We start from the raw sequence: 15,194 nt of genomic DNA, 5'->3' as shown, positions 1-15,194 counted from the left end.
GATTGTATAGTTTGCATATATCATAGCCACATCTTTTTATGCGTTACCTAACTTTGTTCTTACTAATTGGTTGTCCTTCGCTGCTGTTTGCCCAGCAAAAGCCCTATCAATTATTCGAAGTCGATTCGGTAGCCGAACCCCGAGGTGGGCAGGCTTATTTCAATGTCTTCATCCAGACCAATCTGCGTAAACCCATACAGGCTGAAGCGCTGGGTATTGGTGGCCGGGTCATGCTGACAGGTGTTGCTGAAACTGACGGCAGCGTATCGGATATAAAGGTACTAACAAGCCTTCGCCCTGATTGTGACCGGGAAGCCATACGAGTACTTAGCCTGTTTAAAGCCTGGAAACCAGCTAGTAAAGGTGGTAAGCCCGTTCGCCAGATCGTTAATATGCCCATCGTATTCAAGGCGAATGAGCCATTTACATACTTAAATGGAAATCGTATCAGCTATTTCGATAATGCGGATAAGCTTATAACCGATAGTACGCAAGCGGCTTTTCGACAGGTGATCCCGCTCGATACAAACGGGCTGCCTTCCAACGATATAGTGCTGTACAGACTAAGGAGCAAAAGTTGGAAAGAAGAACGTCGATTACCCTTTGTCCGTGAAAAATACGAGTCGGGGAACAAGCTGAAGCAGCGGACATATCGAATTGGTTACCAGGATGCTGAGCGCTTGTGGCAGGGTATGACCTTTAGCCTGACCAGCGATGGGCGACTTCTTGAGCAGACGTATTACGAGCACGGGCGACCAAAAGGGCCCCGCATCACGTATCATCCTAATGGCCTGGTGGCTGAAAAGAGTGACGAAGCCGATACCAAACGAATGATAACGGCCTGGTATACAACTGGACAAATTAAACTGGTACGGGAAATTGATAGTTCTGCACCACTGGGTACCAGGAATCCAGAGCGCTTGTCGGCCTATTGGGATAGTACAGGGAATCAGCAGGTTAAAGACGGCAACGGGTTGGCCGTATTTAGAGAAACCGTTCGTTCTTACGCCGACACGACCAGACAGACATCGTTTATTGAACAGGGGATTTATCAGAACCGACTGAAACAGGGTATCTGGACAGGGCGTTATGCCGATGGCTCTTATTTCTATGAGGAAATCTATGATAAAGGGATTTGTCAGAAAGGAAAGGCCCGAACGATTGGGAAAGATACGGTGCAGTATTCCGTTCCTGAGCAATTACCTGAGTTTAGAGGTGGAATGCCTGCACTCGGGCAATTTTTGAGTCAGACCCTACACTACCCGCCCGCTGCCCAGCGAGCCAAAGTACAGGGTCGGGTATTTATCAGCTTTGTCATCAATAAAGAGGGAGAGGTGGAGGACGTTGAGGTGCTGAAAGGTATCGGCTTCGGAACCGATGAAGAAGCTGTTCGTGTGGTAAAAGCATCGAGTGGCCGATGGGTACCAGGGGCCCAGCGTGGGCAGAATATTAAGGTAAAATATAATCTGCCAATCAATTTTTCACTTCAGTGAGTCAGAGAGTTGCACGAAGGGTCTTTCTGGCAAACTAGTCGGGCTTCAAACAAAATACAGACGCTGGGATTTATAAAAAGAGCGTTGGTATTTACCCAACAGATTACTCAACGTAAACGAAGCAAGTTATGCAACAAGACCAGAGTTTAGATAATGTTCGAATGGACATTGAAGCCGTAGGATTTACATTAACCGACGACCTCCGGGTTTCGGTACTGGATTCGCTGTCGAAACTTCAGCGTTTCTACAAGGGCGATGTTATCACGGCCGATGTGTATTTAAAAGTAGAGCCTAACCAGCGAAGCAACGAGAAGCATGTGGGTATTAAATATGGTGTACCCGGCAACGATGTATATGCTGACGAATCGGGCGATAATTGGTATGCATTGATCCACAGCGTAGTTGGTAAATTGCAACGTCAACTGGAAAAACGATTCGGCAACCATACGAATGCCAACCGGGCTAACCTCGACGAAATCGACCCGGCTAGTTTAGTCTGATCTTACAAGTTACATGGAATCGCCCGGCTTTTCAGGTAAAGGTCGGGCGATTCCATGTATAAGCATCTCAATTGATAACGTGATAGCTGATTGCGCGTGTCAAATCCTGAGTATGAAGTTGGTCATGGCCGGTAAAAAATAACGCTGTGTAGACCGAGAGCTGCTATAAACACATGAAGGAAAGTTTGGTGATAAAGAGGTAATGATATACTTTGCGCCTATGTAATTCTCGTTCGTTTATGCGTTATCTATCCCTGTTCTTTCTACTTTTAGTCCCGTCTTTGTTAGTTGCTCAGCAAACATTTTATCAACCATTTGAAGTCGATTCGGTAGCCGAACCCAGAGGTGGGCTATCTTATCTTGGGTCCTTCATTCAGGCCAATCTGCGTAAACCCATACAGGCCGAAGCGCTGGGTATTGGTGGCCGGGTAGTGTTGACGGGTGTTGTTGAAACCGATGGTAGCGTGTCGGATATAAAAGTCCTAACGAGCCTTCAGCCCGATTGTGACCGGGAGGCTATGCGGGTATTCAATCTTTTTAAAGCCTGGAAACCCGCTACTAAAGCTGGTAAATCCGTCCGGCAGCTCGTTACTATTCCGGTTCAGTTTAAGAAAAGCACACCGTTCGTGTATCGTAATGGCGTTCGGATCGACTATTTTGGGAAAGATGGGAAGCCCCTTTCGGCAGATAGCAGCCAGGCCGTTTACAGACGAATGACTCCGCTGGATACCAATCAAATTCCTACTGGGGATGTCGTTGTGTATGAACGAAAAAATGGTCTATGGAATGAGTATTTCAGGCTATTGCTCGTCCGTAAAAAGCACGCTCAGAAGAACTCGTCGGGCAAATTCCAGTATACCCTTGGTACGCAAAACTATAAACAGGATTGGGAAGGAATTCGGCTCGTAGTTGATGAAGACAATAAGCGCATCAGTGAAGCATATTATGAAAAAAGTATGCCTGTTGGCCCCTCACTGGAGTTTTACCCTACTGGGATGGTAGCTGAAAAAGGGGACAAGGTCGACGAAAAAACTGTAGAGACGGCCTGGTACGCAAACGGGCAGATCAAGCACGTAAAAACTTTCAATAAAGAAAGCCCTCTGTCTGAATCTGAACAGATTACGGCCCTGTGGGATTCTACGGGTAGTCAGATGATCAAAGAAGGTAATGGTAGAGTTACGTACCGAAATCGTGAAGAATCAAATCGGGATACGACAACGTCCACGATGTTCATCGAGGAAGGTAATTACGAAAACGGATTCAAGCAAGGCCTCTGGACTGGGCGCTATGAGGATGGGTCTTATTATTACGAAGAGCAATACGACAAAGGCGTTTGCCAGTCAGGTAAGGCTAAAAGCCTGGGAAAAGATACCGTACAGTACAATGAAGTTCTCAAACAAGCCGAATTTTCGGGCGGCATGTCGGGATTAGGAAAGTTTTTGTCTGAAAACCTGCATTATCCAACAAAAGCCCAGCGGGCAAATGCTGAGGGACGTGTCTTTGTCAGTTTTGTTGTCTGTACAGATGGTACGTTATGCGATTATGAGGTGATAAAAAGCGTTTATCGGGATTTAGACGAAGAAGCCGTACGAGTGGTAAAGAAAATGAGTGGCAAATGGACGCCCGGTTACCATCGTGGCGAAAAGGTTCGGGTAAAGTATAATTTGCCGGTTAATTTCAGTCTGCACTGACTTCGGGCAGGAAGTTTCGTTAAAACCCGTGATCTGTTTGTAAATTTGCCGGATAACCTCCGCGCACATGTCGCTCAAGCAAGTTCCTCTCCATCACATTCATCAGCAGTTAGGTGCGAAAATCGTACCGTTTGCGGGTTACGAAATGCCCGTTCGCTATTCCTCCGATCTGGAAGAACACAACACCGTACGCAATGGCGTCGGGATCTTCGACGTCTCGCACATGGGCGAGTTTGTGCTCAAAGGCGAGGGCGCCCTGGATCTGATTCAGCGCGTATCGGCCAATGATGCCAGTATTCTGTACGATGGTAAAGTGCAATACAGCTACCTGCCCAACGGCCGGGGTGGTGTAGTGGATGATCTGTTGGTTTATCGGATTAGCGATCAGGAGTATATGCTCGTCGTGAATGCATCCAACATCGAGAAAGACTGGAGCTGGATCAGCCAGTATGCGTCGGATTATGCCGTAACGATGACCAACATCTCCGACGATACCTGTCTGTTTGCCGTACAGGGACCAAAAGCTGCTGAAGCCTTACAGTCACTTACAAAAGTCGATCTGGCGTTGATGGAGTACTATACATTTGAGAAAGCCGATTTTGCCGGATGCGCCAATGTGATTATATCAGCAACGGGCTATACGGGTGCAGGCGGATTCGAAATTTATGTGTCCAGCCATCAGGCTGAATCAGTCTGGAACGCCATTATGCAAGCTGGAGAACCCTTCGGTATCAAGCCAATTGGTCTGGGTGCCCGTGATACGCTCCGGCTCGAAATGGGCTACTGCCTCTACGGCAACGACATTACCGACGAAACATCACCCATTGAAGCGGGACTGGGCTGGGTTACCAAGTTTACGCACCCCTTCATTGATGCCGATGTGCTGAAAGAACAGAAAGAACAGGGTGTTCCACGCAGGCTCGTCGGATTTGAATTGATTGATCGGGGTGTACCCCGTAGCCATTATGAATTGGCCGATGCCGACGGCAACCCAATCGGAGAAGTAACGTCGGGTACGCAATCGCCTACGCTGAGTAAAGGCATAGGCTTAGGCTATATCAAAACCGCTTTTAGTAAACCTGGCACCGAAATCTTCGTAAAAGTTCGTGATCGGCTTCTCAAAGCCCAGGTCGTTAAACTCCCCTTCGTTAAAAAATGATCGCTCCGGCGATCCGGCTGGGTTTCCAGGATTTAACAGACTAACCTTAATTGAGTAGATAGCTTTCAACGAAAGTCAGTCAAGGCCGGTCAGTTAAATCCTATAAATCCAGGTTCAGACAATATGAAACAAATTGACGTTTGCTTTACCCCCGATTTACTCCATCTGCACACGGTTGAAAATACCATCGTGGTAGTGGCAGATGTATTTCGGGCTACTTCGTGCATGGTGACAGCCTTTGCGTATGGTGTCAACAGCATTATTCCCGTCGCTACAGTCGAGGAATGTAAGGAATTACAGGAGCGCGGCTATCTGGCCGCTGCCGAACGCAATGCCCGTAAGGTAGACGGGTTCGAGCTGGACAATTCTCCGTTTACCTACATGGACGAGCGGATTCGGGGCGCTAATATCGCTATGACGACCACCAATGGTACGCTGGCCATCACCCGATCGCGGTCGGCGGTGAAAGTGCTGGTGGGCTCATTTCTGAACCTGGATGCCATCGTGCGTTACCTCAAAACCGAGGGCTACGATGTCATGGTGCTTTGTGCAGGCTGGAAGGGTCGGGTGAATCTGGAAGATACGCTCTTTGCCGGTGCCCTGGTCGACCGCTTGAAAGATAGTTATGCCATGGCCGAAGACAGCGCCATTATGGCCTGGCGGCTGTATGCTCAGGGGAAAGACAACCTGGTGGCCTACATGGCAAATGCCTCACACATCCGTAGACTCCAGCGATTGGGTATCCAAAAAGATATTCCCTACTGCCTCCAGCATGATCTGTACGATGTTGTGCCCGTATTGCGTGGCAATGCGCTGGTGAATATGTAGGGTCACCGATTATTTCTTGCTGACAAACGGATTCTCTTTGATGTAGTATCGATACGGTAAATCGGCCCCGTGGGTTATACCGATTCGCGTGGTTGTAACCATATCGAAGTCGTGTAGCACGGGGCCGCGTATGTAGAGAGGCCCGTTTGTCAGCGATACTCCATTATCCCGCGCCCGGTCAATTCCCATAGCAATGGTTAGTTTGCTGGGGCCATTTGCCAGATTCCGCTGGCCTTGGGCAGTAGTTGGGTCAAGGACATTATTGCGGTAGCGGGCAAAACCGGTTTTGAACGCTTCGTTTCGCCGAAGTCCCATCAGGTCAATGCCTTCAGTAGGTTCAAGAGCCCGAATCAGTATCGCTTCACCCACGCCTTGTGGCCCGGTCACGACGTTGATGCAATTGTAGTGATTGTAAATCTGATAGACGTAGAGTGTACCGGAAGGGCCAAACATGGCAGCATTGCGGATCGTTTGCCGTCGGTACGCATGACAGGCCGGGTCGCCCGTCAGATACCCCTCTGTTTCAACAATAATACCCGCCGTTGTGCCCTCTACCGATTCATGCACCAGCTCGCAACCCAGTAACAACTGGGCTAACGTAAGCGTGTCGTGGGATTGGTAGAATTCAAGAGGGAGCTTAGTCATAGTGATTGATCTAGACAGCTATTACCAGTGTTTATTCTAAAAAGAGCGCTGTTAGATGTTGTCTGATGGTGAAAGGATTCGTTGGTGGTAAATCAAGTCTATCCCGTTGGTATTTCAGAATCTCCTGCTTTAGTACATCTAGTACAAATAATTCCAAGCTACTAGAATGCGGTTGAATAGACCGTCTACTGGTCATACCTGTACGATAAGGTGAAAGAACCATCGCTGACGCTGATAATGCTGTCTTGGTAACTCTTTCTAATGAGGCTAAACTACTGTAATTGTTCATTGTTCGAGAGAAGCCATCACTGACAAACACGATAACAAATCGGCTTCCATCCTGCTGGATTTCTTCACAAATTTGCTCAGGAACCCTAACCCGTCTTGTTTTCTTTAGATTATACTCATTGTCGAGCCGAACGCTGAATAAATATTTTTCCAGATCACGGCGAGTTTTTGGAGAAAGACTAATGGGCAGCATGTTTTCTATGCCTGTCAAATACTTTGGAAGCTGTTCTTCCAGCAAGGTAGCAACCTGATAATTTAAGGAGTCTTTCAACTCGACCTTATTACCAGATTGAATAATTCCTTGATATAGATAAGGGGTTATTACAGCAGTCTGGTTTAACAGTTCAGGCCTATAATCGGGTGATATAAAATGAAAAGCGTACTTCGTACAACTGGAAAGAAAACAACAGATTAACAATCCAAAACCGAACAGACGAGTTCTACACATGAAAAAGGACAATGAAAGGAATAGGTAACCTTCGAATGTAGGCGAATTTATGGGGAGTGTATATCAAATTACATTCATTGTCTGCTCCTTAATTTTCTCCAGTTCATCTTTCATCTGGACAACCAGCCGCTGAATGGCTGCATCGTTGGCTTTCGAGCCAATGGTATTGATTTCGCGGCCAATTTCCTGGGAGATAAAATTCAGTTTCTTGCCATTGGCTTCCTCGCCCATCAGAACCTCAAGGAAGTAGGCCAGGTGATTCTTGAGCCGAACTTTTTCCTCCGATATGTCGAACTTCTCCACGTAGTAAACTAATTCCTGCTCAAACCGATTCTGATCGAAGGTTTCACTGTCGAGCAATTCTTTAACCGAATTGCGCATTCGATCACGGACGGCCGGAATCCGTCGGACATCCTGTTCTTCTACATCGGCCAGCCGATCGGTAATAATTTGAATGTACTCCTGGAACTTGCCTTCGAGCATGGCTCCATCCTGTTTCCGAAAGGCATCGCAACGGCGAATAGCCTCCTGAACGGCAGTCTGTACCGTTGTCCAGTCCGAAGCATCGGCGGCTGGATCGGCCGACTCAGTCAGATACGCATTGGGCTGCTGGAGAGCTAGTTGCAGAATATTGCTGTCGGGAATACTCATAAGCATGGTATTGGCCGTTTCCTTTAAATCGCTAACGTAAGCCTGAACCAGCGGGCGATTGATGGTTACACCCGGCCGTACCACATTCGTTCGGGTAAGGTTAATGGAAAGCTCTACCTTACCACGTTCCAGGTGCTGGGTTAGTAGGGCACGTAGCTCAATTTCTTTATCCGAGAATTGACGCGGAATTCGACAGTAAATGTCCAGGAATTTTGAATTCAGGGTTTTAACTTCAGCCGTGACAGACAGGCCTCCAGCCTCTACTGTTGCATTACCGAAGCCAGTCATTGATTTTAACATTCGATATATAGTTTTCTGGCTACAGGTTTCGGTTTACAGCTGGCTATCAAGTTCTTACTTTCCTGCGTTAGCCAACTATAAACCGAAAACTGTAAACGACATAACTTATTTGAGTGCGCCTTCCTCCAATTCAATAAACTCTTTACGATGTCGGGCTACGTCGATGGCGGTATAAATAGCCTGTAACATAGACGTTTCATCGGCAAGATTTTTTCCCGCAATATCGTAGGCCGTGCCGTGGTCGGGAGAGGTTCTGACTGCGGGCATTCCAGCGGTAAAGTTGACCCCTTCTTCGAAAGCAATTGCCTTAAACGGAATCAGTCCCTGATCGTGATACATGGCCAGTACGGCATCAAAGTGTTTGTAAGCCCTTGTGCCAAAGAAGCCGTCGGCGGGATAGGGACCAAATACGAGTTCGCCCTTGTCCAGTAAATCGGCAAGCAGCGGTTTAATTATTTCCTGCTCCTCGTTTCCCAGCAGTCCCTCTTCGCCAGCATGTGGGTTAAGCCCTAATACCGCAATTCGGGGTCTGTCGATGCCAAAATCCTGTCGTAATGACTTCATCATCAGAGCAAGTTTTTGGGCAATGCGATCCCGCGTAATATTCTGGCGAACCCGCCCCAACGGGATATGACCCGTTACGACCCCAACGCGTAAGGTTCCACTGACCATAAACATTAGGTTGTCCTGAACGTCAAATTCCTGAGCGAGGTATTCTGTATGTCCCGGAAATTTAAATTCTTCCGACTGAATATTGTACTTGTTGATGGGGGCCGTTACGAGTGCATCCAACTTACCGGCTTTCAGGTCATCGACGGCTCGCTGTAGACAGACAAACGCAGCCTGCCCTGCTTCGGGAGTTACGTGACCCGGCTGGATATCCTGATTCTGATCGGGCCAGCATGTAATGACGTTGGTTAGTTTATGGCTGATCTGGCCTATCGACTGAGCCCCGTTCAGATTCCAATCTTTGAAATTGAGCAGATTGCGATAGCGATTCAAAATCCTCATGGAGCCGTAAATAACGGGTGTACAGATTTTCTGTAATCGGTTGTACTGTAACGCCTTCAGAATAACTTCGGGCCCAATGCCATTATAATCGCCCAGGGAAATGCCAATCACTAATCGTTCTTCACGACTGGTATGTTCGGCCGGTTGGTTCGGCTGGTTGTTCAAATCGCGCAGTGTGGCTTCGCCCAGGAGCGATTCCTGTACGCGGGGCAGGGGAAGCGCTTGCTCCCGACTGGGTCGATTGTCGTCGCGTTGCCGGGCTTCATTAGGCCGCTGATTCGGATTGGGTTGTCGGTTTTCGTGCCGATTTTCCCGTTGATTCTGCTGGTTTTTTTGACGCTGATCGTCTGGCCGCCCGTTCTGTTGCCGATTCTCACGCTGATTCTGAACGGGCTTTTGAGGTCTTTCGGGCCGATTAGTTGGGTCTGTGTCGGGCGTGTTGTTCCCTGAACGATTATCTCGGGAAGGAGCACCCTGACGGTTGTTAGGGTGTTGATGGCCAGGCCGTTGTTCAGTCGATGGCTGCGACTGAGCTTCGGCAGGACGTGCATCAGACTTCGACCCGTTTGATGGGTTGGTGCGGGGTTGGTTTGATTCGTTGGGTTGGCGTTGTTCCATGTACTTTTTGTAGTTTCGCCAAGAATTAATGAATAATGTAAAATGACTAATAGATAATGCAAGTCATGCATGAATTGGATGGGTTGTCCATACAATTATTCAATGTTCATTATCCATTATTCATTGTCAATTACTTAATGCGTGCTGCAAGTTACGAATAACCCCGGATGTTCCAGAGTCAACGATCTATTCTCATTGCCGACGAGATGCACCCGTCGCTTTTTGCCATGCTCACTGAAGCTGGCTTTCAATATGATTATCAACCAAAAATCAGCCGTGCTGAATTAATAACTGCTCTTGAGCCATTTGAAGGACTGATTATCCGAAGCAAAACTACGGTCGATCAAGAATTGTTGAGCCATGCCCCTAATCTACGGTTTATTGGGCGGGCCGGAGCAGGCCTGGATTTAATTGATCTGGAGGCTGCCGAAAAGCGAGGTATTGTCGTGTTTCATGCCGGTACCGGAAATCGGGACGCGGTAGCCGAACATACAGTAGGTATGCTTCTGGCCTTGTTAGCCAATATTCTTAAAGCCGATCGGGAGGTGCGACAAGGCATCTGGGATCGCGAAGGAAACCGTGGCTATGAACTCGGGAGCCTGACCGTCGGGCTAATTGGGTATGGGAACAACGGTCGTGCCACGGCAAAACGGCTGAGCGGTTTCGGATGCCGGGTATTGGCTTACGATAAGTTTCTGACCAACTACGGCGATGAATTTGCCGAAGAAGCAACGCTGGTGCAGGTTATGGCAGAAGCGGATATAATCAGTTTACATATTCCCCTGACCGATGAAACCCGAATGTGGGTGAATGATGCGTTTATTGAGCAGGTTGCCAAACCGTTTTACCTCAACAACATAGCTCGGGGCGAAATCGTATCGCTGGCAGCTGTTGTGCGCGGACTCGAAAGTGGCAAAATCCGGGGAGCTACTCTGGATGTTCTGGAAAATGAAAAACTGGCCAAATTGACACCCGATCAACAGGTTAGCTTCAACTACCTTCGCCAATCGGACCGAGTCGTGTTAACCCCACACGTTGCTGGCTGGACCCATGAAAGCTATGTACGAATCAATGAAGTCCTCGTGAAGCAATTGGTTGATAGCGTTAATCGGTAACCATTAGTATTGGTAGGCACGACTGTTTCCGATGCCTGCCAATACATTACTTCGTTACTGTAAGGTTTGAACTCGTGCAACTTGTACCTGCATCGTTGGTGAGACAGATTTGCCCTGTGGTAGCTCCAGTGGGCACTGTAGCAATGAGCGAACTGCCCGATAGCCGGAACGTAGCAGGAGCAGAGTTCCCTCCACTGAATCGAACAGCGGTAATCGTTGATAGATTTTGCCCTGTTATAGTAACTTCGGCTCCAACTGCTGCACTTTTGGGCGTAAAGTCGGTGATGGTAGCCAGGCGAATGGGGGTAAACGAACTCGTTGTTGTGACGTCGCCCGCTATGTTCACAATCCGCAACGGGCCGACCTGCGCATCGGCAGGAACCAGTACCCATCGTTCGGTATCGGTATTTTTGCCACCATCGGCTGCCGGACTGGCTGAGCCAGTAAAATAAATCTGTGCATCCTGGAGGAAATCACCGTTTAAGACAATCCGTTCGCCCGCTCTCGCTTTGGCCGGAAGCAAACTCGTAACCACTGGTTTTTGAACAATAATGATTGGTACAGATGCCGAACCCGCCCGGCTGGTTACGGTGACAGAGCCACTAACGGCATTGTCGGGTATGCCAATCAATAAATCGATGCCTTCATTGCGGCTGGTAATGGGTACGGCTATACCGCTCACTTTCACGTCTGTAATCCGATACAGATTTTTACCCGAAACGGTTAACGGGCGTCCATTCAATTGTCGGGCTGGGGTTAAAGACAGATTCGAAGGAGGCAGGTAAAAGAAAAAAGGGTCGGTAGCCGTAGCTGTGCCTCCAACGCTAGTGGCCGAAATTGTGACGTTGCCCGAACTAGTTAATGCGGGTACGGTGGCTTCTATTTGGGTACTGCTAAGAATTCGGAAGGGAACAACCACGCTGCCAAACGACACGCTTGTTACACTCGATAGATTCAGGCCCTGAATAATGAGTTTATCGCCAGCAATGCCGTCACGCGCCAGTAGGTTGGTAATAAACGGCTGTGCAATAATCTTTAGCGAATCGGTACTGGTGGCAACGAGGGTTTCGAAAACCCGAACCGACACCAGGCCAGAGGTAGCTGTAGCCGGAATCGTTGTGCGGATTACTGTATCGGTGACCGTTGTGACGGCTTTATCCGTAACGAGCCCATTTATACTTAGAATACCGTCGGTTAAATTTTTGCCCTGTACTATCAGTGCCGTTCCTGCTTTAGCTTGTGTAGGATTGATCCGGGTAATTTGTGGGGTTCCGGCAACAATAAATCTTGTGGTAAGATTGCCCCCTTTTGTTTCAACGGCGAGGGCTGATGGGCCGCGTGGCGTGTTTGGCGGGACAATAACTGTTAGTTGATTTGATGTACTATCTTTTACAATTGCATCGATGTTATCGAAGCGAATGCGGGTAATCTGGTTAAGAAAATTGCCTGTAATGGTCACAACTGTACCCGGCAAGCCGTTGGTAGGGGTTACTGTGGTCAACCTCGGTGGGGGTTGTTTGACGGTAAAGGGAAGTGGATCCGATATACCCTGATCCGTTTGAACTCTGACCTGATTTATATCGGGAGTAGTTGTAGGCACCCGAATGAGGATTGTATTGTCATCATAACTTTGGATAGGGGCCGTCACAATCGACTTGGAGGTGCTAAATGTTACAACCGGATTTGAGCCAAACTGATACCCCTTTAATCGAACACTATCGCTTACAAAAGCCTCTTTGGGAGCGATGCTGATAAGTTCAGGAGGGTTGTTTTGTACGCGACAGCCCACCAGGCCAATAAGTACAAGAAAGAGAATAAAGCGTGTTCGTGTCGAGTTCATAGATAGCAACGGGCTTATCTTCCCGGCGCGTATAATTGGTAAAATTAGTCATTTTAAGCGTCCAAAAACCATTTCTTTCGAAAGCCTGTTAGACTTAATGAACAATGAATAATGTAAAATGAATAATGACCACCCGGCTCCTAACCTTCATTATACATTGTCCATAATACATTATCCATTACAAACAGAATGAACTACCGCAATCTGAAATCATCAAAACTATTGGCCATTACTACACTCGGTGAGCTGAAAGCGGCCGGGTATGAATCCCGCTCAATCAAGCAGGAGTTGCGGGAAAATTTAATTGAGCGAATCAAGGAAAAGGAAGTTGTTTTTCCGGGTATATGGGGGTATGAAGATACAGTAATCCCCGATGTAGAACGGGCTATTCTATCCATGCACCACATAAACCTGCTGGGCTTGCGTGGACAGGCTAAAACCCGGATTGCCCGGATGATGGTCAACTTACTGGATGAATATATTCCGGTGGTGGCTGGTTCCGAACTCAACGATGATCCCCTGAACCCCATTTCACGGTATTCGGTCGACCTGATTGCTGAAAAAGGCGATCAGACACCCATTGCATGGCTTCATCGGAACGATCGTTATACCGAGAAGCTGGCTACACCTGATGTATCGGTAGCCGACCTGATTGGCGATGTGGACCCGATCAAAGCTGCTACGCTCAAATTGCCCTATTCCGATGAACGGACGATTCACTTCGGACTGATACCTCGCTCGCACCGCTGTATTTTCGTAATTAACGAATTGCCTGACTTACAGGCTCGTATTCAGGTGTCGTTATTCAACATTCTGCAGGAAGGTGATATTCAGATACGTGGTTTCAAGCTCCGTTTGCCGCTCGATATTCAGTTCGTGTTTACGGCTAACCCCGAAGATTATACCAACCGGGGCAGTATTGTTACACCCTTGAAAGACCGGATTGATTCACAGATTGTAACGCACTATCCGAAATCGATCGAAATTGGGAAGAAAATCACGATGCAGGAAGCTATTGTCAAAACGGAGCAGAAAGGTATGGTGAAAACCAACGATCTGATCGCTGATTTGATTGAGCAGGTAGCCCTGGAAGCCCGTGAGAGTGAATATGTTGATTCGAAGAGCGGTGTTTCAGCCCGGATGACTATTTCGGCTTATGAAAATCTTCTTTCATCGGCCGAGCGACGGGCGTTACTCAATGGCGAACGCGATACGTATGTGCGTATAGCTGATCTGTACGGGGTTGTTCCGGCGATTTGTGGTAAAGTCGAACTGGTGTATGAGGGGGAAGTAGAGGGCCCGGTAATTGTGGCGCAGAATCTGATTGGTAAGGCCATCCGAAATCAGTTTTTGCAGTATTTCCCTAATCCGGAGAAAGCTAAAAAAGACAAGCGGGGCAATCCATACAAGAAAATAACAGACTGGTTTGGCGATGGTAACACGATGGACATCCTGAACGACCTGAGTAACCGCGACTACGAGGCTCGTTTGCGAACCATTGACGGTCTGGATGATGTTGTCGACCAGTTTCATTCCCGGCTGAGTAAACCTGAAAAACTGTTTATGATGGAGTTTGCCCTGCATGGTTTGGCAGAGCATTCGCTGGTTGGTAAAAAAGCGATGGATACTGGCCAGTCGTTTAAAGATTTACTTGGCTCGATGTTTAATCCAGGCCAAAACTTTGGTGAAGAGGAAGATGAAGAAGATGATGACCGATACTAAGCCTGTAATTGGCTGAGTGTGGTTGCGATGTTTTCCTTAGAGGGCGCTCACAGGGGATTTTTTGACCCTTTGAGCGCCCTTTCGTATAGATTATAGACAATTGATTTCTTCCAGGAGGGCCGTGTAAACAGGGAGTTGGCTCAAAAGAAGCGCAACGACCGCATGGCCCTGTGCATTCAGGTGTGCCCCATCGGCTAGAAAATAAGCTGCCTGTCGGGGAATGGCGCTAAACGTATCGACCAGCCGAAACCCATTTTGCCGAGCACACGTGTACATAGTGGGGATACTTTCCCGCCGAAGCCACTGATCTACAGGGTGTAAACTAGGGAAAGGGGTCATAACAATCACTTTATCGCCGTACGGAGCTAATAAAGCCAGCATTTGCATTAGCCGTTGGTCGAACTGCTTTAAATAAGGCAGCTGGCCGTTCTGGGCTTTGTACAGGGTCAGTATGGCCGCTTTGAACCAATTTTTTAGCTGTTGGTGATAGGGAGTCGGGGCCGTTCCGGCAACGCTTGGTAAGGGCTTGGGCTGATAGGGCTTTGGCGTTATTGTAAACGGTTGTTGCTGAAAAATCTCCCGAAAACATTTGCGCCATGAAAGCTCATAATGGCCTAGTTGAAGAACAATCTGGTCGGCCTGCATCAGTTCGACTTTGTGTTGCGTAATCAAATCAGCTACCTGGTTGAGGCTAACCATACTATGACATATGGTTTGGACAGGATCACCTGTCAGATGTTCTACATGCTCTATCCATTTTTGAACAAAACCAAGCTGAGGAGGTATGGCGTAATTGCCGACATGACAACCGCCAATAATGACCATTTTCATAGCGTAGTGAGCTAAATACACAGAACACTACCTACAAATTTTATACAACGTTGC

Annotated in this window: 13 protein-coding genes; 7 read left to right on the top strand and 6 right to left on the bottom strand. The window is 47.9% G+C overall.

The features are described from left to right. The first annotated feature begins 38 nt into the window (after positions 1-38). From BGO59_RS02900 to BGO59_RS02880, 5 genes are all read left to right on the top strand, one after another. Positions 39-1,493, top strand: coding sequence for an energy transducer TonB (locus BGO59_RS02900; protein ID WP_293680117.1), 1,455 nt, complete (start codon positions 39-41; stop codon positions 1,491-1,493). A 128-nt stretch (positions 1,494-1,621) separates the two neighbouring features. After that, the gene (raiA, locus tag BGO59_RS02895; RefSeq protein ID WP_293680114.1) at positions 1,622-1,993 is read left to right on the top strand and encodes a ribosome-associated translation inhibitor RaiA; all 372 of its coding nucleotides are present in this window, start codon (positions 1,622-1,624) and stop codon (positions 1,991-1,993) included. A gap of 239 nt (positions 1,994-2,232) precedes the next feature. Next, positions 2,233-3,684 carry an energy transducer TonB gene (locus BGO59_RS02890; protein ID WP_293680111.1) on the top strand — a complete coding sequence of 484 codons (1,452 nt, stop codon included), beginning with the start codon at positions 2,233-2,235 and terminating at the stop codon, positions 3,682-3,684. Between the two features lie 67 nt (positions 3,685-3,751). After that, complete coding sequence (gene gcvT, locus BGO59_RS02885) at positions 3,752-4,843, top strand: glycine cleavage system aminomethyltransferase GcvT (RefSeq protein WP_293680108.1); 1,092 nt, start codon at positions 3,752-3,754, stop codon at positions 4,841-4,843. 123 nt (positions 4,844-4,966) lie between these two features. After that, positions 4,967-5,671: a 2-phosphosulfolactate phosphatase gene (locus BGO59_RS02880; RefSeq protein ID WP_080058660.1), complete on the top strand. Its 705-nt coding sequence runs from the start codon at positions 4,967-4,969 to the stop codon at positions 5,669-5,671. A gap of 9 nt (positions 5,672-5,680) precedes the next feature. Here the strand turns inward: BGO59_RS02880 and BGO59_RS02875 are convergent, their stop codons facing one another. The 4 genes from BGO59_RS02875 to pdxA form a co-directional block, all read right to left on the bottom strand. After that, positions 5,681-6,316: a DNA-3-methyladenine glycosylase gene (locus BGO59_RS02875; protein WP_293680101.1), complete on the bottom strand. Its 636-nt coding sequence runs from the start codon at positions 6,314-6,316 to the stop codon at positions 5,681-5,683. 31 nt (positions 6,317-6,347) lie between these two features. Continuing rightward, positions 6,348-6,875, bottom strand: a complete 528-nt coding sequence (locus BGO59_RS02870) for a hypothetical protein (RefSeq protein ID WP_293680098.1) — start codon at positions 6,873-6,875, stop codon at positions 6,348-6,350. A 240-nt stretch (positions 6,876-7,115) separates the two neighbouring features. After that, positions 7,116-8,003, bottom strand: a complete 888-nt coding sequence (locus tag BGO59_RS02865; protein WP_293680095.1) for a YicC/YloC family endoribonuclease — start codon at positions 8,001-8,003, stop codon at positions 7,116-7,118. 105 nt (positions 8,004-8,108) lie between these two features. Beyond that, positions 8,109-9,632: a 4-hydroxythreonine-4-phosphate dehydrogenase PdxA gene (gene pdxA / locus BGO59_RS02860; protein ID WP_293680091.1), complete on the bottom strand. Its 1,524-nt coding sequence runs from the start codon at positions 9,630-9,632 to the stop codon at positions 8,109-8,111. Positions 9,633-9,799: 167 nt separating this feature from the next. On the opposite strand from pdxA, the gene BGO59_RS02855 reads away from it, so the two are divergent. Next, a complete protein-coding gene (locus tag BGO59_RS02855; RefSeq protein ID WP_293680089.1) occupies positions 9,800-10,747 on the top strand; it encodes a 2-hydroxyacid dehydrogenase in 948 nt (315 codons plus the stop codon). Positions 10,748-10,793: 46 nt separating this feature from the next. On the opposite strand, the gene BGO59_RS02850 is transcribed toward BGO59_RS02855, so the two are convergent. Continuing rightward, entirely contained in the window at positions 10,794-12,587 is a 1,794-nt protein-coding gene (locus BGO59_RS02850; RefSeq protein WP_293680086.1) for an IPT/TIG domain-containing protein, read from the bottom strand. A 189-nt stretch (positions 12,588-12,776) separates the two neighbouring features. On the opposite strand from BGO59_RS02850, the gene BGO59_RS02845 reads away from it, so the two are divergent. Beyond that, a complete protein-coding gene (locus BGO59_RS02845; protein WP_293680084.1) occupies positions 12,777-14,309 on the top strand; it encodes a magnesium chelatase in 1,533 nt (510 codons plus the stop codon). Between the two features lie 90 nt (positions 14,310-14,399). Here BGO59_RS02845 and BGO59_RS02840 read toward each other — a convergent pair whose 3' ends face one another. Next, on the bottom strand, positions 14,400-15,140 hold the full coding sequence (locus tag BGO59_RS02840; protein WP_293680081.1) for an SGNH/GDSL hydrolase family protein: 741 nt from the start codon (positions 15,138-15,140) through the stop codon (positions 14,400-14,402). Positions 15,141-15,194: the final 54 nt, after the last annotated feature.

Source organism: Spirosoma sp. 48-14, from assembly GCF_001898575.1.
GTDB lineage: Bacteria > Bacteroidota > Bacteroidia > Cytophagales > Spirosomataceae > Spirosoma.
The sequence above is the reverse complement of the archived record's forward strand: the minus strand, read 5'-3'. Positions and strand labels throughout refer to the sequence as shown.

Bases quoted from the DNA above. Each gene is read 5' to 3' on its own strand.
- BGO59_RS02900 (WP_293680117.1), top strand. From the start codon at position 39: ATGCGTTACCTAACTTTGTTCTTACTAATTGGTTGTCCTTCGCTGCTG.
- raiA (WP_293680114.1), top strand. From the start codon at position 1,622: ATGCAACAAGACCAGAGTTTAGATAATGTTCGAATGGACATTGAAGCC.
- BGO59_RS02890 (WP_293680111.1), top strand. From the start codon at position 2,233: ATGCGTTATCTATCCCTGTTCTTTCTACTTTTAGTCCCGTCTTTGTTA.
- gcvT (WP_293680108.1), top strand. From the start codon at position 3,752: ATGTCGCTCAAGCAAGTTCCTCTCCATCACATTCATCAGCAGTTAGGT.
- BGO59_RS02880 (WP_080058660.1), top strand. From the start codon at position 4,967: ATGAAACAAATTGACGTTTGCTTTACCCCCGATTTACTCCATCTGCAC.
- BGO59_RS02875 (WP_293680101.1), bottom strand. From the start codon at position 6,316: ATGACTAAGCTCCCTCTTGAATTCTACCAATCCCACGACACGCTTACG.
- BGO59_RS02865 (WP_293680095.1), bottom strand. From the start codon at position 8,003: ATGTTAAAATCAATGACTGGCTTCGGTAATGCAACAGTAGAGGCTGGA.
- pdxA (WP_293680091.1), bottom strand. From the start codon at position 9,632: ATGGAACAACGCCAACCCAACGAATCAAACCAACCCCGCACCAACCCA.
- BGO59_RS02855 (WP_293680089.1), top strand. From the start codon at position 9,800: ATGTTCCAGAGTCAACGATCTATTCTCATTGCCGACGAGATGCACCCG.
- BGO59_RS02850 (WP_293680086.1), bottom strand. From the start codon at position 12,587: ATGAACTCGACACGAACACGCTTTATTCTCTTTCTTGTACTTATTGGC.
- BGO59_RS02845 (WP_293680084.1), top strand. From the start codon at position 12,777: ATGAACTACCGCAATCTGAAATCATCAAAACTATTGGCCATTACTACA.
- BGO59_RS02840 (WP_293680081.1), bottom strand. From the start codon at position 15,140: ATGAAAATGGTCATTATTGGCGGTTGTCATGTCGGCAATTACGCCATA.